General features: G+C 70.4%; 26 protein-coding genes and 1 pseudogene. 16 read left to right on the top strand and 11 right to left on the bottom strand.

The window, feature by feature from the left end; genetic code table 11:
• Window positions 1-5: 5 nt before the first annotated feature.
• On the top strand, window positions 6-1,784 hold the full coding sequence (gene leuA, locus AC0699_RS08670; protein WP_478657383.1) for a 2-isopropylmalate synthase: 1,779 nt from the start codon (window positions 6-8) through the stop codon (window positions 1,782-1,784).
• A gap of 190 nt (window positions 1,785-1,974) precedes the next feature.
• The gene (locus tag AC0699_RS08665) at window positions 1,975-2,694 is read left to right on the top strand and encodes a TerB family tellurite resistance protein (protein ID WP_478657380.1); all 720 of its coding nucleotides are present in this window, start codon (window positions 1,975-1,977) and stop codon (window positions 2,692-2,694) included.
• Between the two features lie 43 nt (window positions 2,695-2,737).
• Here the strand turns inward: AC0699_RS08665 and AC0699_RS08660 are convergent, their stop codons facing one another.
• Window positions 2,738-3,244: a DinB family protein gene (locus AC0699_RS08660; RefSeq protein WP_478657378.1), complete on the bottom strand. Its 507-nt coding sequence runs from the start codon at window positions 3,242-3,244 to the stop codon at window positions 2,738-2,740.
• A 188-nt stretch (window positions 3,245-3,432) separates the two neighbouring features.
• Between AC0699_RS08660 and AC0699_RS08655 the strand changes: the two genes are divergently transcribed.
• A complete protein-coding gene (locus AC0699_RS08655; protein ID WP_478657376.1) occupies window positions 3,433-5,682 on the top strand; it encodes an ATP-binding protein in 2,250 nt (749 codons plus the stop codon).
• 157 nt (window positions 5,683-5,839) lie between these two features.
• Window positions 5,840-7,276, top strand: a complete 1,437-nt coding sequence (locus tag AC0699_RS08650) for a hypothetical protein (protein WP_478657373.1) — start codon at window positions 5,840-5,842, stop codon at window positions 7,274-7,276.
• 42 nt (window positions 7,277-7,318) lie between these two features.
• On the opposite strand, the gene AC0699_RS08645 is transcribed toward AC0699_RS08650, so the two are convergent.
• Complete coding sequence (locus tag AC0699_RS08645; protein WP_478657370.1) at window positions 7,319-7,597, bottom strand: DUF397 domain-containing protein; 279 nt, start codon at window positions 7,595-7,597, stop codon at window positions 7,319-7,321.
• Window positions 7,579-8,433, bottom strand: a complete 855-nt coding sequence (locus AC0699_RS08640; protein ID WP_478657367.1) for a helix-turn-helix domain-containing protein — start codon at window positions 8,431-8,433, stop codon at window positions 7,579-7,581. Before AC0699_RS08640 ends, AC0699_RS08645 begins: the two co-directional genes overlap by 19 nt.
• Window positions 8,434-8,512: 79 nt before the next feature.
• Between AC0699_RS08640 and AC0699_RS08635 the strand changes: the two genes are divergently transcribed.
• Window positions 8,513-8,770: a hypothetical protein gene (locus tag AC0699_RS08635; protein ID WP_478657365.1), complete on the top strand. Its 258-nt coding sequence runs from the start codon at window positions 8,513-8,515 to the stop codon at window positions 8,768-8,770.
• Window positions 8,767-8,985 carry a hypothetical protein gene (locus AC0699_RS08630; protein ID WP_478657362.1) on the top strand — a complete coding sequence of 73 codons (219 nt, stop codon included), beginning with the start codon at window positions 8,767-8,769 and terminating at the stop codon, window positions 8,983-8,985. The genes AC0699_RS08635 and AC0699_RS08630 overlap by 4 nt, the downstream gene beginning before the upstream one ends.
• 28 nt (window positions 8,986-9,013) lie before the next feature.
• Here AC0699_RS08630 and AC0699_RS08625 read toward each other — a convergent pair whose 3' ends face one another.
• From AC0699_RS08625 to AC0699_RS08610, 4 genes are all read right to left on the bottom strand, one after another.
• Entirely contained in the window at window positions 9,014-9,556 is a 543-nt protein-coding gene (locus AC0699_RS08625; RefSeq protein ID WP_478657359.1) for a signal peptidase I, read from the bottom strand.
• A gap of 7 nt (window positions 9,557-9,563) precedes the next feature.
• On the bottom strand, window positions 9,564-10,148 hold the full coding sequence (locus tag AC0699_RS08620; protein ID WP_478657358.1) for a hypothetical protein: 585 nt from the start codon (window positions 10,146-10,148) through the stop codon (window positions 9,564-9,566).
• 199 nt (window positions 10,149-10,347) lie between these two features.
• Entirely contained in the window at window positions 10,348-11,541 is a 1,194-nt protein-coding gene (locus AC0699_RS08615) for an RCC1 domain-containing protein (RefSeq protein ID WP_478657356.1), read from the bottom strand.
• Window positions 11,542-11,652: 111 nt separating this feature from the next.
• Entirely contained in the window at window positions 11,653-12,807 is a 1,155-nt protein-coding gene (locus tag AC0699_RS08610) for an RCC1 domain-containing protein (protein ID WP_478657353.1), read from the bottom strand.
• A 413-nt stretch (window positions 12,808-13,220) separates the two neighbouring features.
• Between AC0699_RS08610 and recO the strand changes: the two genes are divergently transcribed.
• From recO to AC0699_RS08595, 3 genes are read left to right on the top strand one after another with little or no spacing between them, the layout of a single operon-like run.
• Window positions 13,221-13,970, top strand: coding sequence for a DNA repair protein RecO (gene recO, locus AC0699_RS08605; RefSeq protein ID WP_478657350.1), 750 nt, complete (start codon window positions 13,221-13,223; stop codon window positions 13,968-13,970).
• 30 nt (window positions 13,971-14,000) lie between these two features.
• Complete coding sequence (locus AC0699_RS08600) at window positions 14,001-14,840, top strand: isoprenyl transferase (RefSeq protein WP_478657348.1); 840 nt, start codon at window positions 14,001-14,003, stop codon at window positions 14,838-14,840.
• Window positions 14,841-14,883: 43 nt separating this feature from the next.
• Window positions 14,884-15,441 (top strand): YcxB family protein, encoded by a 558-nt coding sequence (locus AC0699_RS08595; protein WP_478657345.1) that lies wholly within the window; start codon window positions 14,884-14,886, stop codon window positions 15,439-15,441.
• Window positions 15,442-15,514: 73 nt separating this feature from the next.
• On the opposite strand, the gene AC0699_RS08590 is transcribed toward AC0699_RS08595, so the two are convergent.
• The 4 genes from AC0699_RS08590 to AC0699_RS08575 all read right to left on the bottom strand — a co-directional run bounded on the left by AC0699_RS08590 (window position 15,515) and on the right by AC0699_RS08575 (window position 18,695).
• The gene (locus tag AC0699_RS08590; RefSeq protein WP_453668320.1) at window positions 15,515-15,925 is read right to left on the bottom strand and encodes a Fur family transcriptional regulator; all 411 of its coding nucleotides are present in this window, start codon (window positions 15,923-15,925) and stop codon (window positions 15,515-15,517) included.
• A 66-nt stretch (window positions 15,926-15,991) separates the two neighbouring features.
• Window positions 15,992-16,885 carry a metal ABC transporter permease gene (locus AC0699_RS08585; RefSeq protein WP_478657341.1) on the bottom strand — a complete coding sequence of 298 codons (894 nt, stop codon included), beginning with the start codon at window positions 16,883-16,885 and terminating at the stop codon, window positions 15,992-15,994.
• A 2-nt stretch (window positions 16,886-16,887) separates the two neighbouring features.
• Window positions 16,888-17,646 (bottom strand): metal ABC transporter ATP-binding protein, encoded by a 759-nt coding sequence (locus AC0699_RS08580; RefSeq protein ID WP_478657339.1) that lies wholly within the window; start codon window positions 17,644-17,646, stop codon window positions 16,888-16,890.
• Between the two features lie 23 nt (window positions 17,647-17,669).
• Complete coding sequence (locus AC0699_RS08575; RefSeq protein ID WP_478657337.1) at window positions 17,670-18,695, bottom strand: metal ABC transporter substrate-binding protein; 1,026 nt, start codon at window positions 18,693-18,695, stop codon at window positions 17,670-17,672.
• 130 nt (window positions 18,696-18,825) lie between these two features.
• Here AC0699_RS08575 and AC0699_RS08570 point away from each other — a divergent pair, with 130 nt between their 5' ends.
• The 7 genes and pseudogenes from AC0699_RS08570 (at window position 18,826) to AC0699_RS08540 (ending at window position 25,128) form a co-directional block, all read left to right on the top strand.
• Window positions 18,826-20,280 carry a peptidase M16 family protein gene (locus AC0699_RS08570; RefSeq protein WP_478657336.1) on the top strand — a complete coding sequence of 485 codons (1,455 nt, stop codon included), beginning with the start codon at window positions 18,826-18,828 and terminating at the stop codon, window positions 20,278-20,280.
• A gap of 66 nt (window positions 20,281-20,346) precedes the next feature.
• Window positions 20,347-21,729, top strand: a complete 1,383-nt coding sequence (locus tag AC0699_RS08565; RefSeq protein ID WP_469768724.1) for a glycine--tRNA ligase — start codon at window positions 20,347-20,349, stop codon at window positions 21,727-21,729.
• 207 nt (window positions 21,730-21,936) lie between these two features.
• Window positions 21,937-22,291 (top strand): annotated as a pseudogene (locus AC0699_RS08560) (DNA-binding response regulator); the annotation flags it as partial.
• Between the two features lie 98 nt (window positions 22,292-22,389).
• Complete coding sequence (locus tag AC0699_RS08555; protein WP_478657334.1) at window positions 22,390-22,605, top strand: hypothetical protein; 216 nt, start codon at window positions 22,390-22,392, stop codon at window positions 22,603-22,605.
• A gap of 212 nt (window positions 22,606-22,817) precedes the next feature.
• Window positions 22,818-23,054, top strand: a complete 237-nt coding sequence (locus tag AC0699_RS08550; RefSeq protein WP_478657332.1) for a DUF6243 family protein — start codon at window positions 22,818-22,820, stop codon at window positions 23,052-23,054.
• Window positions 23,055-23,227: 173 nt separating this feature from the next.
• On the top strand, window positions 23,228-23,938 hold the full coding sequence (locus tag AC0699_RS08545) for a TetR/AcrR family transcriptional regulator (RefSeq protein WP_478657330.1): 711 nt from the start codon (window positions 23,228-23,230) through the stop codon (window positions 23,936-23,938).
• Window positions 23,939-23,964: 26 nt separating this feature from the next.
• Window positions 23,965-25,128: an FAD-dependent oxidoreductase gene (locus AC0699_RS08540; RefSeq protein WP_478657328.1), complete on the top strand. Its 1,164-nt coding sequence runs from the start codon at window positions 23,965-23,967 to the stop codon at window positions 25,126-25,128.

Here is a 25,128-nt window from a genome sequence, read left to right as displayed (position 1 = left end):
ACGCAATGTCACAGTCGCAGTGGATCGGCCGCCCCACCCCGATCACCAACACGACGCACACCCAGAAGCCCTCCGGCATGCCGATCCACAAGTACGGGCAGTACGAGGCCGTGGACATCCCGGACCGTACGTGGCCGGAGAAGCGGATCACCAAGGCGCCCCGCTGGCTGTCCACCGACCTGCGCGACGGCAACCAGGCGCTGATCGACCCGATGAGCCCGGCGCGCAAGCGCGAGATGTTCGACCTGCTCGTCCGAATGGGTTACAAGGAGATCGAGGTCGGCTTCCCCTCGTCGGGTGAGACGGACTTCGCGTTCGTCCGCTCGATCATCGAGGAGGGCGCGATCCCCGAGGACGTGACCATCTCCGTCCTGACCCAGGCCCGCGAGGACCTGATCGAGCGCACTGTCGAGTCGATCGTCGGCGCGAAGCGCGCCACCGTGCACCTGTACAACGCGACGGCGCCGACGTTCCGCCGGGTCGTCTTCCGCGGCTCCAAGGACGACATCAAGCAGATCGCCGTCGACGGCACCCGTCTGGTGATGGAGTACGCCGACAAGCTGCTGGGCCCCGAGACGACCTTCGGCTACCAGTACAGCCCGGAGATCTTCACCGACACCGAGCTGGACTTCGCCCTGGAGGTCTGCGAGGCCGTCTGTGACGTCTGGCAGCCCGGTCCCGGCCGTGAGATCATCCTGAACCTGCCGGCCACCGTGGAGCGTTCCACGCCGTCCACGCACGCGGACCGCTTCGAGTGGATGTCCCGGAACCTGACCCGCCGCGAGTACGTCTGCCTGTCCGTCCACCCGCACAACGACCGCGGTACGGCCGTGGCCGCCGCCGAGCTGGCGATCATGGCGGGCGCGGACCGTATCGAGGGCTGCCTGTTCGGCCAGGGCGAGCGGACCGGCAACGTCGACCTGGTCACCCTGGGCATGAACCTGTTCTCCCAGGGCGTCGACCCGCAGATCGACTTCTCGCAGATCGACGAGATCCGTCGCACCAGCGAGTACTGCAACCAGATGGAGATCCACCCGCGCCACCCCTACGCGGGCGACCTGGTCTACACCGCCTTCTCCGGCTCCCACCAGGACGCCATCAAGAAGGGCTTCGACGCCATGGAGGCCGACGCGGCCGCCCAGGGCCCGGGGGTGACGACCGACGACATCGAGTGGGCCGTCCCGTACCTGCCGATCGACCCGAAGGACGTCGGCCGCTCCTACGAGGCGGTCATCCGCGTCAACTCGCAGTCCGGCAAGGGCGGCATCGCCTATGTCCTGAAGAACGACCACAAGCTGGACCTGCCGCGCCGGATGCAGATCGAGTTCTCCCGCATCATTCAGGCCAAGACCGACGCCGAGGGCGGAGAGGTCACGCCGAAGGAGATCTGGTCGGTCTTCCAGGACGAGTACCTGCCCAACCCGGTCGACGCCGAGGCCCGCTGGGGCCGGATCCAGCTGCGTTCCGGCCAGACCACGTCGGACACGGACGGCACCGACACCCTGACGGTCGAGGCGGTCGTGGACGGCGTGGACACCGTCCTGACCGGCTCCGGCAACGGTCCGATCTCCGCGTTCTTCGACGCACTGGCCGCGATCGACGTGGACGCCCGGCTGCTGGACTACCAGGAGCACACGATGAGCGAGGGCGCCTCCGCGCAGGCCGCCTCGTACATCGAATGCGCCATCGACGGAAAGGTCCTGTGGGGCATCGGCATCGACGCCAACACCACGCGCGCCTCGCTGAAGGCGGTCATCTCGGCCGTCAACCGCGCGGCCCGCTGACGCAGACGCCGCCTCCGTACCCGAACCCCGTCCCTGTCGCAGGGGCGGGGTTCGGCCATGTCCGAGCGAAGTGACGCATGGGTACTGACGCCACATCATCGATGTGGCTAACATCACGTCAACGCGGCGACGTTGCCGTGGGGGCACCACCCGTGCCCGACGGGCCACGGGGGATTCACGGAGGTGCGACGTGCTGCCAGCCCGAGGACGAAGCGGCCGAAAACCGCGCATCCACGGTAATCGTGGCCTTCGCGTCTTCGGTGTGCGTACGTCCTGGAGCACGATCGGTGACGGCGAGTTCTTCTGCCCCGACTGCGGAGGCGACCGCAACTACCGCCGCCGCAGCGGCCGCCGCCGCTTCACCGTGCTCGGCGTCCCCGTCCTGCCACGCGGCTACGCGGGCCCGGTCGTCGAATGCGCGGCCTGCCACGCCCACTTCGGCACGGAAGCCCTCGACCACCCCACCACCGCCCGCTTCTCCGCGATGCTCCGCGACGCCGTGCACACCGTCGCCCTCGCCGTTCTCGCCGCCGGCGGCACCTCCTCCCGCACGGTCCGGCAGACCGCCGTCGCCACCGTCCGCGCCGCCGGATTCAGCGACTGCACCGAGGACCAGCTGACCACGATGGTCGAGGCCCTGGCCGCCGACACCGGCCGCTTCATCACCGACACCGGCCCTTGTGGCGCCGCCCTCGCCATCGAACTCCACGAGGCACTGGAGCCGCTCACCCCGCATCTGGCCCCGGCCGGCCGCGAATCGATCCTTCTGCAGGGCGCGGGCATCGCGCTCGCCGACGGCCCGTACATCCCGGCCGAGCGGGACGTTCTGACGACGGTCGGTAACGCGCTGCAGCTGTGTGCCGACGACACGGCGCGGCTGCTGGCGGCGGCGCGTACGCCGTCGCCGTAGGCCTGCGGCCTGCGGTCGCCTGCGGCCCGGCACTCCCCGGCGGTCAGGCGCCGACGGTCCCGTCGATCCCCTCGCGCAGGAAGTCGGCGTGCCCGTTGTGCCGGGCGTACTCGTGGATCAGGTGCAGCATCACCAGCCGCAGCGACACGTCCTCGCCCCACCTCGGCTGGTACCCGGTGACGTCCAGTGACTCCGCCTCTGCCTCGATCCGGCGGGCGTGATCGATCTCGGTCCGCCAGGTCTCGAACGCCTCCGACCGCGTCGCCGTACGCGCGTCGTACGCGACCTGGTAGTCGCCCTCCTCCGACCACACCAGCGGGATGTCCTCCCCGTTGATCACACGGCGGAACCACGTACGTTCCACCTCCGCCATGTGCCGCACCAGACCGAGCAGCGACAGCGTCGACGGCGGCATCGACTGCCTGCGCAGCTCCTCGTCGGACAGCCCGTCGCACTTCATGGCGAGCGTGGCGCGGTGGAAGTCGAGATAGGCCCGGAGCATCTCGCGTTCGTTCGCGATCACGGGAGGGGCGATGCGTTCAGTGGTCATGACAGGGACGATACGAGGTGCACTGCGAGATGCACGATGCGAGGTGTCCGACTTCCCCTGGGTCCTCGTGGGTCCTCGTGGGTCCTCGTGGGTCCTCGTGGTTCCAACCGGGCTTCGCCAGAAAGCGGTTGAGGTGCCGGTGCGCCACAATGGACACACGCGTACGTCGGCGGGGGGACGGGGGCACTGTGCGGCGCACTCGCGCGACGGCCGTTGTGGCCACGGGATCGGCTCTCCTCTCGGTGCTGCTCGCGGTTGCCGTGAACGTGGCGACCGGCGGCATCCTTCCCGCGGCCATGGAGCCGCTCGTGCCGCTCGCCTGGCCGCTCGTGGCCGTCCTGGCCGCCGGTACGGCCCTCTTCGCCGTGCACCAGTCACGGGCCCACGGACCGCCCTCAGGGCGGGAACCGGCCGCTCCGGCCCCCGGCGCCCCGGGCCCTGCCGAACTCCCGGCCCCCATAACCGACTTCGCGGGCCGCACCCACGACATCGGCACCCTCCTCCGTCTCGTCCACGAAGGCCACCGGGCCATCGCCGTCACCGGCGCCCCCGGCCTCGGCAAGTCCACCCTCACGGTCCGCCTCGCCCACGAGCTCCGCCCCCTCTACCCCGACGGCCAGCTGTACGCGGCCCTCGGCGCGGGCCGCGGCGAGCCCGCCGCGCCCGCCGCCGTACTGGCCCGCCTGCTCGCCGCCCTCGGCGCACCCGAGGAGGAGCAGTCGGGCGAGCCCGACGCCCTCGCCGCGCGGCTGCGCAGCCGCACCGCGGACCGCCGCGTCCTGCTGGTCCTCGACGATGCCGCCGGCGCGGCCCAGGTGCGTCCGCTGCTCCCGAGCGGTGAGTACTGTCTCGCCCTCATCACCAGCCGCAACGCGCTCCTCGATCTCCCCGAAGCAGCCACGGTCCCCCTCGGCGCCCTCACCGAACGCGAGGCGCTCGCCCTCCTCGCGGCCGTCGCCGGAGCCGACCGCACCGCCGCGGAGCCCGAGTCCGCGCGCATGGTCGTCCACGCGTGCGGACTGCTGCCTCTCGCCGTCCGCATCGCCGCCGCGCGTCTGCGCTCGCGCCCCGCCTGGCCGGTGTCCGAACTGGCCGGCCGCCTCGCCGACGAGCGGGGCCGCCTCGACGAGCTGCGGGTCGGCGACCTCGCCGTCCGCGCGAGTTTCGAAGCCGGCTACGACGCGCTCAGCGACGAGGACCGCCAACTGTTCCGCAGCCTGGGCGCATACCCGGGCTCCCGCCTCACCGCCCGTGTCGCCGCGGCGTCCGCGGACCGGTCGCCGCCCGCCGCCCTGGCGGGACTTGAACGCCTCGCCGACGCCCAGCTCGTCCAGCCCGTCGGCCCGGACCGTTACCGACTCCACGACCTCATCCGCCTGTTCGCCGCCGAGCGGCTCGAACGCGACACCGCCCCGGCCGACCGCCGCGCCGCCCTCGAACGGATCCTCACCGCGTACACCGAGGACGCCGAGCAGCACGGCGGCCATGCCTGGGGCGGCGCCGAGCAGGCCACGATCTCCCTTCTCGTACGCGCGGCAGTGCGCGAAGGCCTCCACCGCTCCGGCTACCAGCTCGCGATGGCCGCCGACCGATGGCTGTGGGACCAGCCGAGCCAGCTCCCGCGCCTCGCCATGTGGGCCACGATCCTCGACGTGGCCCGCCGGGCGGGCGAGCAGGCCTGGGCGGCGCACGCGCTGCGCGGCCTGGGCGCCGCGTATCTGCACGAGGGACGGCTGGGCCAGGCCGTGGACCATCTGCGGATGTCGGTCGCCGTGCAGCAGCGCTCCGCCACCCGCGCCGAACAGATCAAGACCCGTCGGCTGCTCGGTGACGCCCTCGGCCGCGCCGGGCGCTATGACGAGGCGCTGCGGGAGTTCCGGACAGCCGTGGACGGCTACCGGGAAATGGGCCATGAGATGGGCGAGGCGGAGGTCCTGAGCAGCCTCGGTGCCCTCCATCTGCGCCGCCGTCGGCCCGACGAGGCGATCGACTGCCTGGAGACGGCGGTCACCGCCCTCGCCCGTCGCAGCGGCAGCCCCGCGTACCTCGCGGACGCCGAACGACATCTCGGCGCTGCCTATGTCCAGGCCGGCAACTTCGTTCCCGCCGAGCGTTATCTGGGCTCGGCGCTCGCCATGTACCGCCGGAACGACCGGCCGGTGGGGGAGGGCTGGACGCTGTGCGAGCTGGGTCACCTGGAGGAGTGTCGCGGTGCGTACGGGCCCGGCGTCGAGCATCACCGCGCCGCGCTGGCCGTGTTCGCCCGCATCGGCTACGGCATGGGCATCGCGGGCGCCACGGAGGCGATCGGCGACAACCTGCTCGCGCAGGGCGACGAGCCGGGCGCCGACGCGGAGTACCGCCGCGCGGCGACCGTCTACGGCGAACTGGGCGACCACGTCCGCGAAGCCGAGGTACGGCGCAAGCTCAGCTGTTGATCAAGGGCTCAACCATCCCCGCTCACCTGGGTGTTGACTGCACGTCAATGTGACGGACGGGTGTTCGCGTGACATGATTCCGACGCTGCTTACTCGCGAGTAATGACGAGTCATCAGCTGCCACCCCCCTCATCGTTCATCGCCGGAGGACACCCCCGTGCGTAAGCTCACCAGGAGACTCCTGGTTCCCGCGCTGACCTCGCTCGCGCTCGCCGCGAGCGGATGCTCGGCCACCCCCGACCACGCCGCCGACCCCGCGGCCGGGCCCACCCCCGCCGCTGCCACGGCCGCACAGACCGACGGCAGCGAACAGCTCGACGTCGAAGCGGCACCGCAGGGCGCGGCCGCCCCGACGGCCGTGGCCCGGCCGTCGGGCAAGGGCACGAGCGCGAAGAAGAGCGCGCTGAAGGTCGCCGCCTACGACAAGCGCACCCGACGTGCCGTCATATCCGCCCCGCGCAAGAGCGAGAGCCCGTCGGCCGCGCCCACCACCGCGAAGCCCACCGCCGACCCGTCGGCGGACGCCGCTCCCGTCAAGACCGGCGACGTCATCGCCAGCGCGCCTGCGCCCGGCGCCCCCGACGGACTGCTGGCCGAGGTCACCGAGGTCGTCGGCACCACGGACAAGGGCACCGAGGTCACCACCAAGCCCGCCACCCTCAGCAGGCTCCTCGCCGACGACAAGGCCGACGGCGAAGTCCCCGTCGACCCCTCGACCTTCGACGTCGAGCCCCTCGTCAAGGGCGTCAAGCTCTCCTGGGCCAAGACCGGCGGCGCCACCTTCGGCCCCAGCGGGGCGAAGCTCCCCCTCGGCAGCCTGCGCCTCGACGTCGGCGCGGCCCTGGCCACACCCGAGGACGCACCCGTGTCCGCCGCCGCATCCGTTTCCGGCTACGTCCAGCTGGCACCGCAGGTGGAGTTCTCCTACGACGGCAGCGCCGACGGCCAGGCGGGCAAGCCCGGTCCCGGCGGCGCGTTCCTCGGCATGAGCGGCGACTGGAGCGCGCAGTGGGCCCTCAAGGGCCGCGCATCCGCGAAGGCCACCCAGCGCATCCCCTTCGCCAAGCTCCACGCCGACCCGGTGATCCAGGTCGGCCCGGTGCCCGTCGTCGTCAACCTCGACCTGACCTGCTACCTCCAGATCGAGGCCGACGGCCGCATCACCCTCGACGTCCAGCAGAGCGTCAAGGGAGACTTCCGCGTCGGCGGCAGCTACGCGCTCGGCAAGGGCTGGACCCCGGTCTCCACCTCGGAGGTGAAGGGCACCCCGGTGACGGCGACCGTCACCGCCGCGGGCCGCGCGAAGGCCGCCTTGGGCGCCGAGGCGTCCGTCGGTCTGTACGGCATGGTCGGCCTCGCCGCCGACTTCGCCCCCTACGTCCGCGGCGAGGGCGAGGTCACTGCCACCGCGTCGACGGACGGTAGCGCGAGCGTGACCGGCTCCTGGGCCGTCCACGGCGGCTTCGACCTGAGCGGAAACCTCCAGCTCCAGCTCTCCATCTTCGGAACGCCGATCTTCCAGAAGCGCATCCCGCTGGGCAGCCTCCACCGCGAATGGCCGTTGGCGAGCGGGAAGGGCAAGCTCGCCGCCTGACGCTCCCGGTCCCGGGCCACCCGGCCCGGGGCCGGACTTCTGTCAGCCCTTGACCACGCCGTCCACGAAGGCGGCCCAGGCGGCGGCGGGTACGAGGAGGACGGGACCGGCGGGGACCTTGCTGTCCCGGACGGGGACGACGCCGGGGATGTCGTCGAGGACTTCGACGCACTCTCCGCCCTCGCCGTTGCTGTATGTGCTCTTGCGCCAAGGGGCGGCGCCCGGGAAGTCGTACGCCACCTCGACGCACGACTCACCGCCGGAGCCGCCGCTGTACGTGCTCTTGCGCCAACGGGCGGTGCTCAGGTCGTACTTGCGCATCGTCTGTAGTCCTCCGCCACCGATTCGATCAGGGCTAGGGACGCCTCCGGCGACAGCGCGACGCCCCTGAGCAGATCGTAATCCGCCTCGGCTCGCTTCACTACGGCCGGATCGTCCAGCAGATTCCCCGAAAGCACCCCCTCTGTATAGACAGTTGGCGGGGCATCCTCGAACTCCATGAGCGTCATCATCTTGCCCATCTGCGGGTGTGCCCCGGCCGAGAACGGCACCACCTGCACCAGCATCTTGCGCTCATGCGCCATCGCCGCGATGTGGTCCAACTGCCGAGCCATCACGGCCGGGCCTCCCACCGGGATGCGTAACACGGCCTCGTGGAGGATCGACCAATACACCGGCCGTGTAGCGTCCTTGAGAATCGGGGCACGGTCCATGCGTACCCGGACCATCTCCTCGATGTACTCCTCGGTGGCGACGGGGTTGCTCGCCACGTACACCGCGCGGGCGTACTCGGCGGTCTGGAGCAGGCCCGGCACCACCGCTGGTGCGTATTCGCAGATCTTCGTCGCCAGCCGTTCGAGCTCCGCCACGTACGCGAAGTACTCCGTGTACGGCGAGCTGTCGATCAGCTTCCGCCACATCCGCTCGAAAAAGCCATCGGTTTGTAATACCTCATCAAGCCGCACCGCCACATCCAGCTGCGGCTTCCGAATGGCCTGTTCGAATTGGCCGATGTAGCCCCCGGATACGAATACCCGGTGCCCCAGTTCCCCCTGCGTCAGCCCCGCCACCTCGCGTCTGGCCTTGAGCTCCTGCCCGAAGAACTCCCAGGCCGCCTGCCGTGACCCGGCCCCCCGCCCCTTACCTGCGTTGGCCATGGATTAACTCCTTTGTGCTGCCGTGCAGTTGTAGCGCGCGTATGTCTGTCGATTCTAGGTCTGTGTCTTCACACTCGAGATGGGAAGAGAGAAAAGTACCGGGGGACGAGGAAGGAGAGCCGTGGAGAAATTGGACCGACTCGAAGACGCCGAGGCGGCAGTGGCCGAATTGCGGGATGCGCTCGCCCGCGCCGGAGTGATCCTGCCGTCGCTGCGACTGGACCCGGTTTCCTGCGCCGGCGGGGACCCGAGGGTCCTGGTCGAGCTGGGCCGGTGCACCGTCGAGACCGCGCGGCGCATGGCCGCCGCGCTGCCGGGAGAGGCGACGGACCGATGAGCGCACCGGCCGTGGGGTCGTACGTGATGGACACGAGCACCGGCCGGGTGGGGAGAGTCATGGCGTACGTGGGGCCGTACGCACAGCTCAGGCCGATCGGCGGTGGCCGCGAATGGGACTGCGTCCCCGAGGCGCTGCGCATCGCCACCGCGACGGAGCGCCTCCGCGCGGCGACGGCGCACGCGAACGCCCGCAGCCGCGGCGAAGTGCCGTAAGCCGTCGGCCCGCACGGACCCGTCAGGGTCAGATCCTTATGGTTCCGGCGCGTGCGAGGACGGCGAAGGACACGGCTGCGGCGGCGAGCACCGAGTACCGCTGTTCCCGCCACCACAGATAGGGCAGGCCGATCCAGGGGACGAGCAGGCGCCCGAGACCGAGGTAGTGGACGGGTCGCACGGGTGTGGAGTCGGGTGAGGCGTTGGCGTCTCCCCGGGTGATCAGGTTGCCGTTGGGCAGCTTCTTGTGCACGCGGTGGGTGAGCAGCTGGGACGGGCGTGCCGGATCGCGAACGAGGACGACCTGGCCACGTTTCAGCTTCTGGACGGGCAGACGCTGATGGAGGACCGCGTCCCCGGGCATGATGCTCGGCCGCATGGAGCCGCCGAGGACGACGGTGGCCTGCCAGCCGGGCAGGAGAGCGGGAAGCTGGGACCACAGGAGCAGCCCGATCAGTCCCCACAGCGCGGTGCGTGCGGCCGTGAGCGTGGCCAGCCTGATCCAGGAGCGCCTTGGGTGCGCCTGCTGGATCAGGCCGGGTGTCGTCGGTGTCGTCGTCCGGGCGTGCACCAGAGGCTCAGGAGTTCTGGGCTTCCCAGGTGAAGGTCACATTGGGGGTGGAGCCGCCCTGGGTGGAGTCCGGGGCGCTGGAGCTGAACGTCCAGGTGAAGCGGAAGGTCCTGGTCTCCGGCGGGGTGTAGGACCAGGGACCCAGACCGTTGGCGTAGTTGGTGTGCGTGGTGGTGAAGTTGGCGAGGGTGTTGTTGAAGGGGGTTTCGGCGGAGGTGAAGCCGGTGCAGCTGGAGAAGGAGCCGCCGGTTCCCCGTTCGATGGTGAGGTTGATGTAGGCGCTGATGTCGTTGCCGGGCGGGTTGGAGGTCGCGCCGTAGAGCTTGACGTTGGTGGGCAGGCCGGAGGCAGCCGTGATGGCGATGCACCTGCTGCCGCTGTCGCCGGGCTTCATGTCCGAGATGGTGAACATGGCGGTGCCGCCACTGTCGTTGGTCAGGCCCAGCGTGCCCGCGGTCCACGTGTTGCCGCTGTTGCTCGTCGTCGCGGAGAAGGCCGCGTCGCTGGCTCGCCAGATGACGACGCCGCTGAGGACCAGGCCGAGCGGCACGGGCAGGACGTGTGCCACCACGGCTTTCCAGGACAGCTTCATTCTCACAGCTCCCGTGTAGACGGCCTTATGGGGAGAGTGCCCTATATGTGTTGATTTTTGCGATATCTGTAGGTACGAATGGGTTTCCTTGCCCTCTTGATTCGCGCGGGTTCACCCATGTGGCGGCGTGATGTGCCGCCCGCCCACCGGGAGATGGAGGACAGGGCCGGCGGCGAGCGCGCCGCGTGGCGCGAGGGCATCAGCCGAGGGCGAACGTCTGCCTGGCGTTCGGCCCGGTGACCACCGGACGGGCGGCGAAACCGGAAACCTGGGTGGGGGAGGTCTGGTTGGTGGTGTTACCGAGGCCCAGCTGCCCCGAGGAGTTGCCGCCCCAGCACCACACCGAGCGGCCGGTCCGGCCCGCGCAGGTGTGCTCGAGGCCCGCGGTGAGGGACGCCCAGTCGGTCGCGGTGCCCACCTGGACGGGGCTGGTGCGCTGGGTGGTGTCGCCGAGGCCGAGCTGGCCGGAGACGTTGTCGCCCCAGCACCACAGCGTCCCCGTGGTGCGGGTCGCGCAGGTGTGCGAGCCGCCCGCGGCGGGCGCCGACCAGGTGGTGGCGGTGCCCACCTGGACCGGGCTGGTGCGCTGCGTGGTGTCGCCGAGGCCGAGCCGGCCGAAGGTGTTGTTGCCCCAGCACCACAGGGTGCCGTCGGTGCGGGTGGCGCAGGTGTGCGCATTGCCCGTGGTGGGGACCGACCACGTGGTGAGGGTGCCCACCTGGGTAGGGCTGGTGCGACGCATGGTGTTCCCCTGGCCCAGTTGACCGAAGGTGCTGTCCCCCCAGCACCACAGGGTGCCGTCGGTGCGGGTGGCGCAGGTGTGGTCGCCGCCCGCCACGACCTTGGACCATGTGGTGACCGTGCCCACCTGGACGGGACTGGTCCGGTTCGTCCGGTCGCCGAGGCCGAGTTGACCGCTGAAGTTGAGCCCCCAGCACCAGATGGTGCCGTTGGTGCGGATGGCACAGGTGTATCTACTGCCCGCGGTGACGGACGCCCAGGTCGTGACCGTCCCCACCTGCACCGGAGTGGTGCGGGTCGTCGTGTCGCCGAGTCCGAGCTGACCGACGTCGTTGAGACCCCAGCACCACAGGGTGCCGTTGGTGCGGGTCGCGCAGCTGTGGCCGGCACCCGTGGCCGCCTTGGACCAGGTGGTGGCGGTGCCCACCTGGACCGGGCTGGTGCGGTTGGTGGTGTCGCCGAGGCCGAGCTGACTGCTGGCGTTGTCGCCCCAGGCGTACAGCGGACTGGCCGAGAAGTTCGCGGCGGCGGACCAGTGTGCGGTCGTGGTGGTGATACGGGAGAAGGCGGCCAGGGCACGCGGCATCGCCGCCGGATCGAGGAGCGCCAGGCACGCCAGGACGGCGACCGACCAGCGCCGGACAGCCCTCATCGGCGCCCGCGCACCGGCGCCCGCGGCCCTGCCGCCCGAAGGCGAAGGGCCGCGGGCCGGTGCCGGGCCGCAGGGACCGCGGTGTTGCGACTCGCCACGCACCGACGGCCGCTACACCAGGGCGAAGGTGTGCTCGGAGGCCGGGCCGGAGCCCACCGCCCCGGCCGTCAGGTTGTCGATCAGCGCCGGGCTGTTCCGGTCGTCGTCGTCACCCAGGCCCAGTTGGCCGCCACTGTTGTTGCCCCAGCAGTACACCGCACCGCCGGTGCGCATCGCGCAGGTGTGCCCGTAACCGGTGGTGGGGGAAGACCAGTCCGTTTCGGACCCCACCTGCAGGGGGTCGCTGCTGTCGTCGTTGTTGCCCTGCCCCAGCTCGCCGAAGAAGCCGTCGCCCCAGCACCACAGGGTGTCGTCGGTGCGGGTCGCGCAGGTGTGCCAGAAGCCCGCCGAGACCACCGCCCAGTCGGTGTCGGTGCCGACCTGGATCGGGCTGTTGCGGGTCTCGGTGTCCCCGACGCCGAGCTGGCCGAAGCTGTTGCCGCCCCAGCACCACAGCGCCCCCGACGTCCGGGTGACGCAGGTGTGCCGGTCGCCGCCGCTCGGGACGTCCCAGTTGGTGTCGGTGCCCACCTGTGTGGGCTCCTCGCGAATGTCGTTGTCGCCCAGGCCCAGCTCCCCGGCCTGGTTGTTGCCCCAGCACCACAGGGTGTCGTTGCTGCGGGTCGCGCAGGTGTGGTTGCTGCCCGAGGTCAGCACAGTCCACGTGCTGACCGAGCCCACCTGGACCGGGCTGGTGCGGTCCGTCCGGTCGCCGAGGCCGAGTTGACCGCTGAAGTTGTCCCCCCAGCACCACACCGTGCCGTTGGTGCGGGTGGCGCATGTATGGGCCTCGCCCGCCGTCACGGACGCCCAGGTGGTCGCGGACCCCACCTGCACCGGGCTGGTGCGGTCGGTGGTGTCGCCCATGCCCAGCTGGCCGGCGTTGTTCTCACCCCAGCACCACAGCGTGCCGTCCGCGCGCGTCCCGCAGGAGTGCTCGGCCCCGGCGGCGGCGGACGTCCAGGTCGTGACCGTACCCACCTGCACCGGGCTCTCGCGGTCGGTGGTGTCGCCGAGACCCAGCTGACTGTCGCTGTTCTCACCCCAGGCGTACAGCGAGGCATCCGCGACCAGCACCGCCGGATCCGCACCGCTCGCCTCGGCCGCGCCCGCACCGGAAGGCACGGACAGGCCCGCGAACGCGGCGCACAGCGCGATGCTCGTCATCCACCGCCTACCGCGCCGCATAGGACGACTCATGTCGCTCCCGACCGACTGGCCCGGGATGCCGCTCCGCCTGCGGTGGCGGGTCCGAAGGCCGGTCGCGGTAAGCACGGCCGGCATGGCGATATGCATCATTGCCCCTCCGATCACCTGGTGTAATGCCTAGGGCACGATGAGTAGTCCCGTCGCCTCTCCCGCACAATCCGGCCGTGCAGAGCTTCACTCGATTGCTCCCTGAAACCAGTCGGCCGGGGAATCTCGCCACGTGGTCGGAGGTGGCGTCGGCCGCGAGGCCGGCCGACCTTCTCCCGGCGGAAGTCGATCCACGCCTGCTCCGCCGCAGCCGCGCGAGCCCAGCTCCGCAGGATTGACGACCCTCGCTCAGCACCCCCCTGCCCGTACGGGAGAATGGCTCCATGAGCCTGTTCCGCGACGACGGCATCGTGCTGCGCACCCAGAAGCTGGGTGAGGCGGACCGGATCATCACGATCCTCACCCGCGGTCACGGGCGCATCCGTGCCGTCGCCCGCGGAGTGCGCCGCACCAAGTCGAAGTTCGGGGCGCGCCTCGAACCGTTCTCGCACGTGGACGTGCAGTTCTTCGCGCGGGGCAGTGAACTGGTCGGGCGCGGACTGCCGCTCTGCACGCAGAGCGAGACGATCGCTCCGTACGGCAGCGGGATCGTCACCGACTACGCCCGGTACACCGCGGGCACCGCCATGCTGGAGACGGCGGAACGGTTCACCGACCATGAGGGCGAGCCTGCCGTGCAGCAGTATCTGCTGCTCGTCGGCGGGCTGCGTTCCCTCTCGCACGGCGAGCACCCGCCGCACCTCATCCTCGACGCGTTCCTGCTGCGCTCCCTCGCCGTCAATGGCTACGCGCCCAGCTTCGAGGACTGTGCGAAATGCGGTATCCACGGCCCGAACCGGTTCTTCTCGGTCGCGGCAGGCGGAGTCATATGCGCCGACTGCCGGGTGCCCGGCAGCGTCGTACCCTCTGCTGAGGCCGTCGGACTGCTCAGCGCGTTGCTGACGGGCGACTGGGACACGGCGGAAGCGTGCGAGGCGCGCCACGTGAGGGAGGGCAGCGGACTCGTGTCCGCCTATCTGCACTGGCACCTGGAGCGCGGACTGCGCTCACTGCGGTACGTAGAGAAAAGCTAGGGAAGCGAAAGCTAGGAGAGTGTGACCCCCATGGCACGACGCGGAATCCTGGGACGTTCCCGCCGCGAGTACAAGGTCCCCGAGCCGCACCCGTCGGGGGGCCGCCCGCCGAAGATCCCCGGTGAGCTCGTGCCGGAGCATGTGGCGATCGTGATGGACGGCAACGGTCGCTGGGCCAAGGAACGCGGCCTGCCGCGCACGGAGGGACACAAGGTCGGCGCCGAGCGCGTACTGGACGTACTGCAGGGTGCGATCGAGATGGGCGTCGGGAACATCTCCCTGTACGCCTTCTCCACCGAGAACTGGAAGCGCTCCCCGGACGAAGTGCGCTTCCTCATGAACTTCAACCGCGACTTCATCCGCAAGACCCGCGACCAGCTCGACGAACTCGGCATCCGGGTGCGCTGGGTGGGCCGGATGCCCAAGCTGTGGAAGTCGGTGGCCAAGGAACTCCAGATCGCGCAGGAGCAGACCAAGGACAACGACAGGCTCACGCTGTACTTCTGCATGAACTACGGCGGGCGCGCGGAGATCGCGGACGCGGCACAGGCGCTGGCGGCGGACGTGAAGGCGGGCAGGCTCGACCCGTCGAAGGTCAACGAGAAGACCCTCCAGAAGTACCTGTACTACCCGGACATGCCGGACGTCGATCTCTTCCTCCGCCCGAGCGGCGAGCAGCGCACCTCCAACTACCTGATCTGGCAGAGCGCTTACGCCGAGATGGTCTTCCAGGACGTGCTGTGGCCCGACTTCGACCGCCGCGACCTGTGGCGGGCCTGCCTGGAGTACGCGCAGCGCGACCGGCGGTTCGGCGGCGCGATCCCGAACGAGGAGATCCTCGCGATGCAGGGCAAGGACCCGGCTGTCTGACCCGCCCGCTACGATCACGGCTCGTCCAGGACAGGGGAGGGCCGTGACCGAAGCACAGGGCTTGAGCGACGAGCGTGGCGGGCACGGGGCCCACGGCGCGAGCGATGAGCAGGTGGAGCTGGTCTACCGGCCCCAGCCCGCCGACACACTGGCCGGGCTGCGGGTCCGCGAGCGGATCAAGCGGACCGGGCTGTGGCTGCGGGGCGCGTTCCTCGCGCTGTGGGCAGTGTTCTGGCTGCTGTCCACCGTGGGCCGGGGGAGCATCCAACCGTTCACCACCGCTGTGTTCCTGTTCTTCGTCCTGTTCGTGTGGGGCTATCCGCGGATACAAGCCGCCCATGTACAGAAGATCGTCGGATGGCAGGGCGAGTACCGCGCCACCGTGTCCGCGGCCGGGATCACCTGCAGCACCGACCACAGCACGCTGATCCAGAAGTGGTCCGTCCTCCAGGGCTACCGGGAGACGCCCGGCCATTTCGTCCTCCTCAGCCGGGACCCCAGCATCATGTGTCTGGAGGTCCTGCCCAAGCAGGGGCTGAGCACGCCGGGTGACGCCGACCGCCTGCGGGACATCCTGGACCGGCACACCACCCGCGTCTGACGTACGCGAAATCTGACGTACGCGAAAGGGGCCCGCACCGGCGTCCGGTGCGGGCCCCTTCACGTACCTCGGGTCACTTCTGCGCGCACTCCGCGCACGTACCGAAGATCTCCACGGTGTGCGCCACGTTCACATAGCCGTGCTGCGCCGCGATCGTCTCCGCCCACTGCTCCACGGCCGGGCCCTCGACCTCGACCGCTTTGCCGCACATCCGGCACACCAGATGGTGGTGGTGCTCACCGGACGCACAGCGCCGGTACACCGCCTCACCCTCGCTGGTGCGCAGCACATCCACCTCGCCGGCGTCGGCGAGGGACTGCAACGTCCGGTACACGGTGGTCAGGCCGACGGAATCACCGCGGTGCTTGAGCATGTCGTGCAGCTCCTGCGCACTGCGGAACTCGTCCACCTCGTCCAGCGCGGCCGCCACCGCGGCCCGCTGCCGCGTCGACCGGCCGCGTACGGGGGGTCCAGCAGTCGCCACAGGTGCCTCCTTACGTTCCGCCCGCTCCTCGTCGGGCCATTCTGCCAGGCGGGACTCGGGGCCCGGTCAGACGTTGACGTCGTCGGCCGGGCGGCGGGTGGCCGGAACATCAAGATCGCACTCCGCCGCCACCGCGTCCAGGGCCTTCGCACGCCGTCTGGCCAGCGGCGCCGCCAGCACCGTCAGCAGCACGAATATCGCGATCGCCAGCAGCACGATCGTCGCGCCCGGCGGCACGTCCTGGTAGTACGTGGCGACCGTGCCCGAAAGCGTGACCGCGACGCCGATCGCGACGGCCACGACGAACGTCAGCGCGAACGACCGGGTGATCTGCTGCGCCGCGGCCACCGGCACCACCATCAGCGCGCTGACCAGCAGCAGGCCGACCACGCGCATCGCGACCGTCACCGTCACCGCGGCGGTCACGGCGACGAGCAGATTCAGCGCCCGTACCGGAAGACCCGTGACCCGGGCGAACTCCTCGTCCTGGCTGATCGCGAACAGCTGCCGCCGCAGCCCGACCGTCACCAGCAGCACGAAGCCCGCGAGCAGGCAGATCGCCGTGACGTCCTCGTCGGAGACCGTGGACAGCGAGCCGAAGAGATAAGAGGTGAGCTTGGCGTTCGACCCGGTGCCGCTGAGGTTCATCAGCATGACGCCGCCCGCCATACCGCCGTAGAAGAGCATCGCCAGCGCGATGTCGCCGCGCGTACGCCCGTATGCCCGGATCAGCTCCATCGCGACCGAGCCGACGACCGCGACGAGCGTCGCCATCCAGATGGGGTTGCTGGAGAGCAGGAAACCGAGGCCGACGCCGGTCATCGCGACATGGCCGATGCCGTCGCCCAGCAGCGCCTGCCGGCGCTGCACCAGATGAATGCCGACGGCAGGCGCGGTGATGCCGACCAGCACGGCGGCCAGCAGCGCCCGCTGCATGAAGGGGTCCTGGAGGAGTTCCATGATCAGGTGAGCAGTCCCGTGCGGAGCGGCTCGTCGGCCGCATGCGGATGTACGTGGTCGTGTCCGGGCAGTGCGTGCTGGCCGACGGCCTCCGGCGGCGGACCGTCGTGGACGACGCAGCCGTCGCGCAGCACCACAGCGCGGTTGATCAGCGGCTCCAGCGGACCCAGCTCGTGCAGCACCAGCAGCACGGTCGTCCCGGCCGCGACCTGCTCGCGCAGCGTCCCGGCGAGAATCTCCTGGCTGGCGAGGTCCACTCCCGCCATCGGCTCGTCCATGATCAGCAGTTCGGGGTCGGCGGCCAGCGCCCGGGCGATCAGCACACGCTGGTGCTGTCCGCCGGACAGCGCGCTCACCGAGTCCTTCGCCCGGTCCGCGAGCCCCACCAGCTCGATCGCGCGCTCCACGGCCGCGCGGTCCTGCCGGGACGGCCACCGCAGCTTCGTACGGGACAGCCGCCCGGACGAGACGACCTCGCGGACCGTCGCGGGAACGCCGCTCGTCGCGGTCGTGCGCTGCGGTACGTACCCGACGCGCGACCACTCGCGGAAGCGGCGGAGTTCGGTGCCGAAGAGGCGGACGGTGCCGTCGGTGAGCGGCACCTGGCCGATCAACGACCGTACGGCCGTCGACTTGCCCGAGCCGTTGGCGCCGAGCAGCGCGACGACCTCACCGTGGTGCACGGTGAGGTCGACGCCACGCAGTACCTGGCGTGAGCCGAGCGTGGCCCTGGCCCCACGGACGGATATGACGGGTTCCATGGACTGCGCCTCCGATGCTGCGGTCACTTCGCGCCGAGAGCCTTCTGCAGCGCGGCGAGGTTGGACTCCATGACCTCGATGTAGTCATCGCCCTTGGACTGGTCCGTGATTCCCTCCAGCGGGTCCAGGACGTCCGTCTTCAGGCCCGTGTCCTTGGCGAGGGTCTTCGCGGTCTTGTCGCTGGCGAGCGTCTCGAAGAAGACGGTGGTGACCTTGTCCTGCTTCGCTACGGTCTGGAGTTCCTTGACGCGGGCCGGGCTCGGCTCGTTCTCCGGGTCGAGTCCGGCGATGCCCTCCTGCTCCAGGCCGTAGCGCTCGGCGAGGTAGCCGAACGCGGAGTGGGTGGTGATGAAGGTCTTGGTGTCGGTGTTCTTCAGGCCCTGCGCGAACTTTGTGTTGAGACCGCCCAGCTTGGTGACCAGCGCGTCGGTGTTCTTCTTGTAGTCCGCGGCGTGGGCCGGGTCGGCCTTCTCCAGCGAGGCGCCGACGCCCTTGGCGACCTCGGCGTACTTCACCGGGTCCAGCCAGATGTGCGGGTCTCCGGCGCCGCTCTCCTCGCCCTCGCCCTCGTGCTCGGCATGCTCGTCGGGGGTCTCGCCCTCGTGCTCGGCGTGCTCCTCGGGGGTCTCGCCCTCGTGGCCGTGGTCGTGGCCGACCTCGGCGCCGTGGTTCTCGAGCTTCGTGAGGGTGGCGGCGTCCACCGTGTTCTCGACGCCTGCCTCTGCGATCGCGTCATCGACGGCGGGCTGGACGCCCTTGAGGTAGAGGATGTAGTCGGCCCGGCGGAGCTCCGACGCCTGCCTGGGCTTCAGCTCCAGGTCATGCGGCTCGACGCCCGGCTTGGTGAGCGTGGTGACCTCGACATGGTCGCCGCCGATCTGCTCGGCGAGATACTGCATGGGGTAGAAGGACGCCACCACATCCAGCTTGCCGTCGCTCGTGTCGCGAGCCGCGGCACCGGAGGACCCCGAGCATGCGGAGAGGGTCACGACGGACAGCGCGGCAGCTCCGGCGACGGCGGTGGCGGGTATGAGGCGTCGTACGTTCATGACAGTCATTTTCAACAAAACTGGAAACGATTGTCAATAAAATCTGCGCCCTGGGACCCGAGGGCCGGTAAACCGTGACCTCGCAATCCCCCTGCGCGATCTTTGGTGATCAGCCCCGTACAGTGCCGCCATGCAGCGCACCGAGATCGACGGCATACCCGCATTCTGGGACGAAGCCCCGGGCCCCCTCACCGCCCGGCTCGCCTTCCATGTGGGCGCCGCCGACGAGACGCTCGCCCGGCGGGGCGTCACCCAACTCCTCCAGGAGCTTGTCGCCTCCGCGCTCTCCTCCCTCGACCTACGTGCCGCATGGGACTGCGGAACCAGCCTCCGCCAGACCGACTTCTGGGCCGAGGGCGTACCCGAGGACGTCGCGGAGACCCTCACCGCCGTGTGCCACGCCCTCACCGACCCGCCCGTCGACGTCCTGCCCCGCACGGCCCGTCGCCTCCAGTCCCAGCTCGACAGCACCTGGCCCGAAATGCTCGTCGAGCACCACCACGCCCGATACGGGTTCCGCGGTTACGGCAGAGAGGCCTTCGACCCCTGCCTCGGAAACCTCACGGCCGACGACGTACGCGATTGGACGGCCCGCTACTTCGTCCGAGGCAACGCGGCACTCTCCCTCACCGGCCGGCCGCCCCAGGGGCTGCGCCTGTCCCTCCCCGACGGCCCTCGCAACACCCGTTCACGCCAGGTGCCCGCCCTCTACGTCGGCGGCACCTGGTACGAGCGGCCGTGCGGGGCCGGGAACACCGTCGGGCTCTCCTTCCACATGGCCACCACGGAACCCGTGTACGGCCTGCTCATCGCCCTGAGCCGCGTCGAACAGCACGAAGGAACCGCCGACGGCAGCGTGGGCGACCTCGCCTGGGACGCACACCCCACCGGCGACGGGCGCAGCATCGCCCTCGTCACCGCCGAAACGGACGCACCCGGCGCACCCCGGGCCGCCGCCGCGCTCGACACCATCCTGCGCGACCTCGCCGAGCAGGGCCCCACCGCCCGGGAAGTCGATACCGTCCGCGCGAAGGCCCTCACCGCCCTCGGCGACCCCACCATGACCGAGGACCTCGTCGATGCTGCCGCAAGCGACCACCTCGCCGGATTCGACGCCCGTGACCGGGCCGCCCTGCGCGACGCCCTCCACATCCTGACCACGGACACCGTCCGCGCCGCCTTCGCCGACTACCCCGGCTCCGTAGTGCTCGGCATGCCCCACCACTGCGAGCCCGACCCGGCGGCGCCCTTCACCCCCCTGCCTCCGCGCCCCGCCGGGCTGCTCACCACCGCCGACGAGTACCGGCCCAGGCTGCGCGGACCGGCGCCGTGGCGATCCCGCCTGTTCATCGGCGATGAAGGCGTGACCCGGTGGTGGCCTACCGGGGCGATCACGATCCCCTGGCACGCTGTCGCGGGCCTCTCCGCGGACGACTCCGGGACCTGCACGCTCTACGGCGAGAGCGGTGCCTCGATCACCTATCACCCCGACTGGTACCGGTCCGGGGCCGAGATCCACGAGCGGATATCCCGGCAGGTGGCCCCCCATCTGCGCTTCCGCGAGCACAGGGGCGGACCGATTTGATACCGGGGGTGTGGGCGCCGGTAATCTGAAGCATTCGCACTTCGTCGTCGTAATGAAGAGAGCACCGTGGCCGCCGACAAGATCGACACGATCGTCAACCTGAGCAAGCGCCGTGGGTTCGTCTACCCGTGCAGCGAGATCTACGGTGGCCAGCGTGCCGCCTGGGACTACGGGCCGCTGGGTGTCGAGCTCAAGGAGAACATCAAGCGCCAGTGGTGGCGCTACATGGTCACCTCGCGTGAGGACGTCGTCGGTCTCGACTCGTCGGTGATCCTTGCCAGCGAGGTCTGGGAGGCCTCCGGTCACGTCGCGACCTTCACCGACCCGCTCACCGAGTGCACCTCCTGTCACAAGCGCTTCCGCGCCGACCACCTGGAGGAGGCGTACGAGGAGAAGCACGGCCGCACCCCGGCGAACGGCCTCGCCGACATCAACTGCCCCAACTGCGGCAACAAGGGCCAGTTCACCGAGCCCAAGCAGTTCTCGGGTCTGCTCTCGACCCACCTCGGCCCCACGCAGGACTCCGGCTCCGTCGCCTACCTGCGGCCCGAGACCGCCCAGGGCATCTTCACCAACTTCGCCCAGGTCCAGCAGACCTCGCGCCGTAAGCCGCCCTTCGGTATCGCCCAGGTCGGCAAGTCCTTCCGCAACGAGATCACGCCGGGCAACTTCATCTTCCGCACCCGCGAGTTCGAGCAGATGGAGATGGAGTTCTTCGTCAAGCCCGGCGAGGACGAGAAGTGGCACGAGTACTGGATGGAGCAGCGCTGGAACTGGTACACCGGCCTGGGTCTCCGTGAGGAGAACATGCGCTGGTACGAGCACCCGGCCGAGAAGCTCTCCCACTACTCGAAGCGCACCGCCGACATCGAGTACCGCTTCCAGTTCGGCGGCAGCGAGTGGGGCGAGCTCGAGGGCGTCGCCAACCGCACCGACTACGACCTGAACGCCCACTCCAAGGCCTCCGGCCAGGACCTGTCGTACTTCGACCAGGAAGCCGGCGAGCGCTGGACCCCGTACGTCATCGAGCCCGCCGCCGGTGTCGGCCGCACGATGCTGGCGTTCATGCTCGACGCCTACAACGAGGACGAGGCGCCGAACGCCAAGGGCGTCATGGAGAAGCGCACCGTGATGCGCCTCGACCCGCGCATCGCGCCGGTCAAGGTCGCCGTGCTGCCGCTGTCCCGCAACCCGCAGCTCTCCCCGAAGGCCAAGGGCCTCGCCGCCGACCTCCGGCAGAACTGGAACATCGAGTTCGACGACGCCGGTGCCATCGGCCGCCGCTACCGCCGTCAGGACGAGATCGGCACCCCGTACTGCGTCACCGTCGACTTCGACACCCTCGACGACAACGCGGTCACCGTGCGCGAGCGCGACACCATGAAGCAGGAGCGCGTCTCCCTGGACCAGATCCAGGGCTACCTCGCGACCCGCCTCATCGGCTGCTGACGCGAGCCCCGTCAGAGGCCGGCCGGGCCCGCAGCCCGGCCGGCCTTTTCGTGCCCACACCCGCGTGCCCACACCCGCGTGCCCACGCCCGCGTGTCCACGCCCGCGTGCCCACGCCCGCACCCCCGTATCGCCAGAGCCGCGCACACAGCCGCGAGCGGCAACTCCGCACACACCGCCCACGCCACCGCCTGCGCCAGCTCCGAATGTGGAGGAGCGCTACGCCGCCGAGCTGATCGCCGCCGGCACCAGCGGCATCGGCTATCTCCTCAAACAACGCGTCGCCGATGTGGAGGAGTTCATCGACGTGCCGCGACGGGTCGCCGACGGCGGAACCGCCCTGGACCCGCAGGTCGTCGCGCAGCTTCTGGTGCGGCGGCGCAGAGCGATCCGCTCGAACGGCTAACGGAACGCGAGGGGGAAGTGCCGGCCGCCTCGTCGTCAGCGAGAGCGCCGTCGCCAAACACATCAACAGCATCCTCAGCAAACTCGATCTGCCGCGCGCCGAGGCCGAACACCGCAGGGTGCTCGCGGTGCTGCGCTTCCTGGAACGCGGCGGCTGAGTGCCCGGCGGGCGACGCACGGGAGAACAGCGCGACAAGGTAGTGCTGTTGATGTTGCTCCTGCTGCACACTGGGCGCATTCGTCACCAGGAGGAACGATGCCGTCCATGACCACCAGCAAGGTCAGCAGATGGGATCAGCACGGCCGCGAACATGTCGTGCACGTCAAGAAGTCCGGCATACAGCGCGCGTTGACCTGCGACACCTGCGGCTGGCGCAAGGGCACGCAGTTCCTGCCGTGGCTCAAGGCCGAGGAGCATCTCGCGGAGGCGCACCAGGCGACGGTCGACCCGGCGCGGGACCGGACGGACTGAACGGGCTGACGGGCCGGCCCACCGCCGCCGCTTCGGCGCATGCACGGGTGCGCCCTCGACACGACGGAAATCCGGATGCCCGCCGGGCTCGGGGCCGGGTACCGTCGGCCCATGTTCTCCTTCTTCCAGATCTACGAGTGAGAGTGCGGCGGCTCCGTCCCGCCCCCACCAGCTGACATCAGGACCACTTCTCACCACGATGGGAGAACCCCGTGGCCAAGAGCCGTAACAACCTCCTCGGCGTGGGCGGACAGCGGAAGAAGCTGTCCCGCGCCGACCAGCAGGGCAACGGTCCGGCGCGCAACGCCGACCGCAAGGCGACCGCCGACCAGAAGCAGGAGCTGCTGCGCAAGATGCGCGAGCGCGCGCAGGGCAAGCAGGCCGATCAGGCTGATGAGGCCGAGCAGCCGCAGCCGGCCACCGAAGGCGGTGCCGACGCGCAGAGCTGACGCTCACTCGTCGAACGATGGGCCCGGATCACTTCATGTGGTCCGGGCCCTTCGGCTTTGGTCCGAGCCCTTCGGCTTTCCCCGTACGCGCGACCCGGAGCGCGCAATCCAGAGCTGGCGAACATGTTCGTGCCGAGCTTGTTCGTGACGAACGCGTTCGTTACTGTGGAGGCATGACAGCACACGACGACGCACCACGGAGCCGTCGGGAACGGCCGGCGAAGCCTGCCCTGACCAGGGCCGGCATCATCGCGACCGCGGTCGGGCTCATGCGCGCCGAAGGGCTGGAGCGGGTCACGATGCGTCGCCTGGCGCAGGAGCTCGACACCGGGCCGGCCTCGCTGTACGTCTACGTCCGCAACACCGCCGAGCTGCACGCGGCGATCCTCGACGACATGCTCGCCGCGGTCGACCTCGGCCCGGTCGGAGCCGCGGGTGACTGGCGTGACCGGCTCGTCCAGGTCCTCACGTCGTACACGAAGGTGCTGTTCGAGCACCCCGGCCTCGCCCGGTCGGCCCTCGTGGCCCGTCCGTCCGGGCAGCACTTCCTGGACCTGCTGGAGGCCCTGCTGTCGCTGCTCGACGAAGGCGGTGTCCCGGGCGAGCGGGCGGCATGGGCGGTCGACCTGCTGCTGCACTTCGCCACCGCGACCGCGGCCGAGCAGGCCACCCGCGACCAGAACGCCGGGGCCCAGGCCGAGCACGACGCGCTCGCCGCCGCACTGGAGGGCGCTTCCGGCGTGACGCACCCGCATGTTGCCGCGCTGAGCACCGAGCTGCTCTCCGGCACCGGTGAGGCCCGCCTGGCCTGGGGCTTCCACCTGCTGATCAACGGAACGCTGCACACGCCCAGGCCCAAGACCACCGAATCCCGACCGTCCTGAGCACATCGCAACCGGGGGTAATTGACATGGCATCACACAAGCCGATTGCCGTGATCGGCGCCGGTCTCGGCGGCCTCACGCTCGCCCGCGTCCTGCACGTCAACGGGATCGACGCGGCCGTCCACGACCTCGACGCCTCGCCGACCGCCCGCGCCCAGGGCGGCATGCTGGACATCCACGAGGATTCCGGCCAGGCCGCGCTGCGGGCCGCCGGCCTCTTCGACCAGTTCCGGGGGATCGTCCAACCCGGGGGCGAAGCCCTGCGCATCCTCGACAAGGACGCCACCGTCCGGTGGGACGACGACGGCGACGACGGCGACCGGCCCGAGGTGAACCGGAGCGCACTGCGCGACATCCTGCTCGCCTCCCTGCCCGACGACACGGTCCAGTGGGGCGCCAAGGTCACGGGCGCCCGTCCGCTCGGCGACGGGCGCCACGAGGTGACGCTCGCCGACGGCGGCACGTTCACCACCGACCTGCTGATAGGCGCCGACGGTGCCTGGTCGAAGGTGCGTCCGCTGGTATCGGACGCCACCCCGGCGTACTCCGGCGTCTCCTTCGTCGAAGTGCACCTGGTCGATGCCGACACCCGCCACCCTGACAGCGCCGCCCTCGTCGGATCCGGCTCGATGTTCGCGCTCGCCGACGAGAAGGGCTTCCTCGCCCACCGCGACGCCGACGGCGGGCTGCATGTCTACATCGCGCTGAAGACGCCCGTGGAGTGGGCCGGTTCCGCCACAGGCACGTCCGGCGGCATCGACTTCGCCGACACCGACGCGGCGAAGACGAGCCTGCTGGCGCACTTCGCCGACTGGGACGAGCAGTTGCGGGCGCTCATCGCCGACGCCGACGGCGCGTTCGTACCGCGGCCGATCCACGCCCTGCCGGTCGGGCACCGCTGGGCCCGCACACCCGGCGTGACGCTGCTCGGCGACGCCGCCCACCTGATGTCCCCGTTCGCCGGCGAGGGCGCGAACCTCGCCATGCTCGACGGCGCCGAGCTCGGGGCCGCCATCGCGGTACATCAGGGCGACATCGAGACGGCGCTGGCCGCATACGAGCAGGCGCTCTTCCCGCGCGGTGAGGCCGCCGCGTCCGAGTCCGCGGAGAACCTCGCCATCTGCCTCCGTCCGGACGCGCCGAAGGGGCTGCTCGACCTGATGGCCCAGTACCGCTCGGAGGCGGCCTGA

It is taken from the genome of Streptomyces sp. NPDC043870 (assembly GCF_056435785.1).
This window is presented reverse-complemented; position numbering and strand designations above follow the sequence as displayed.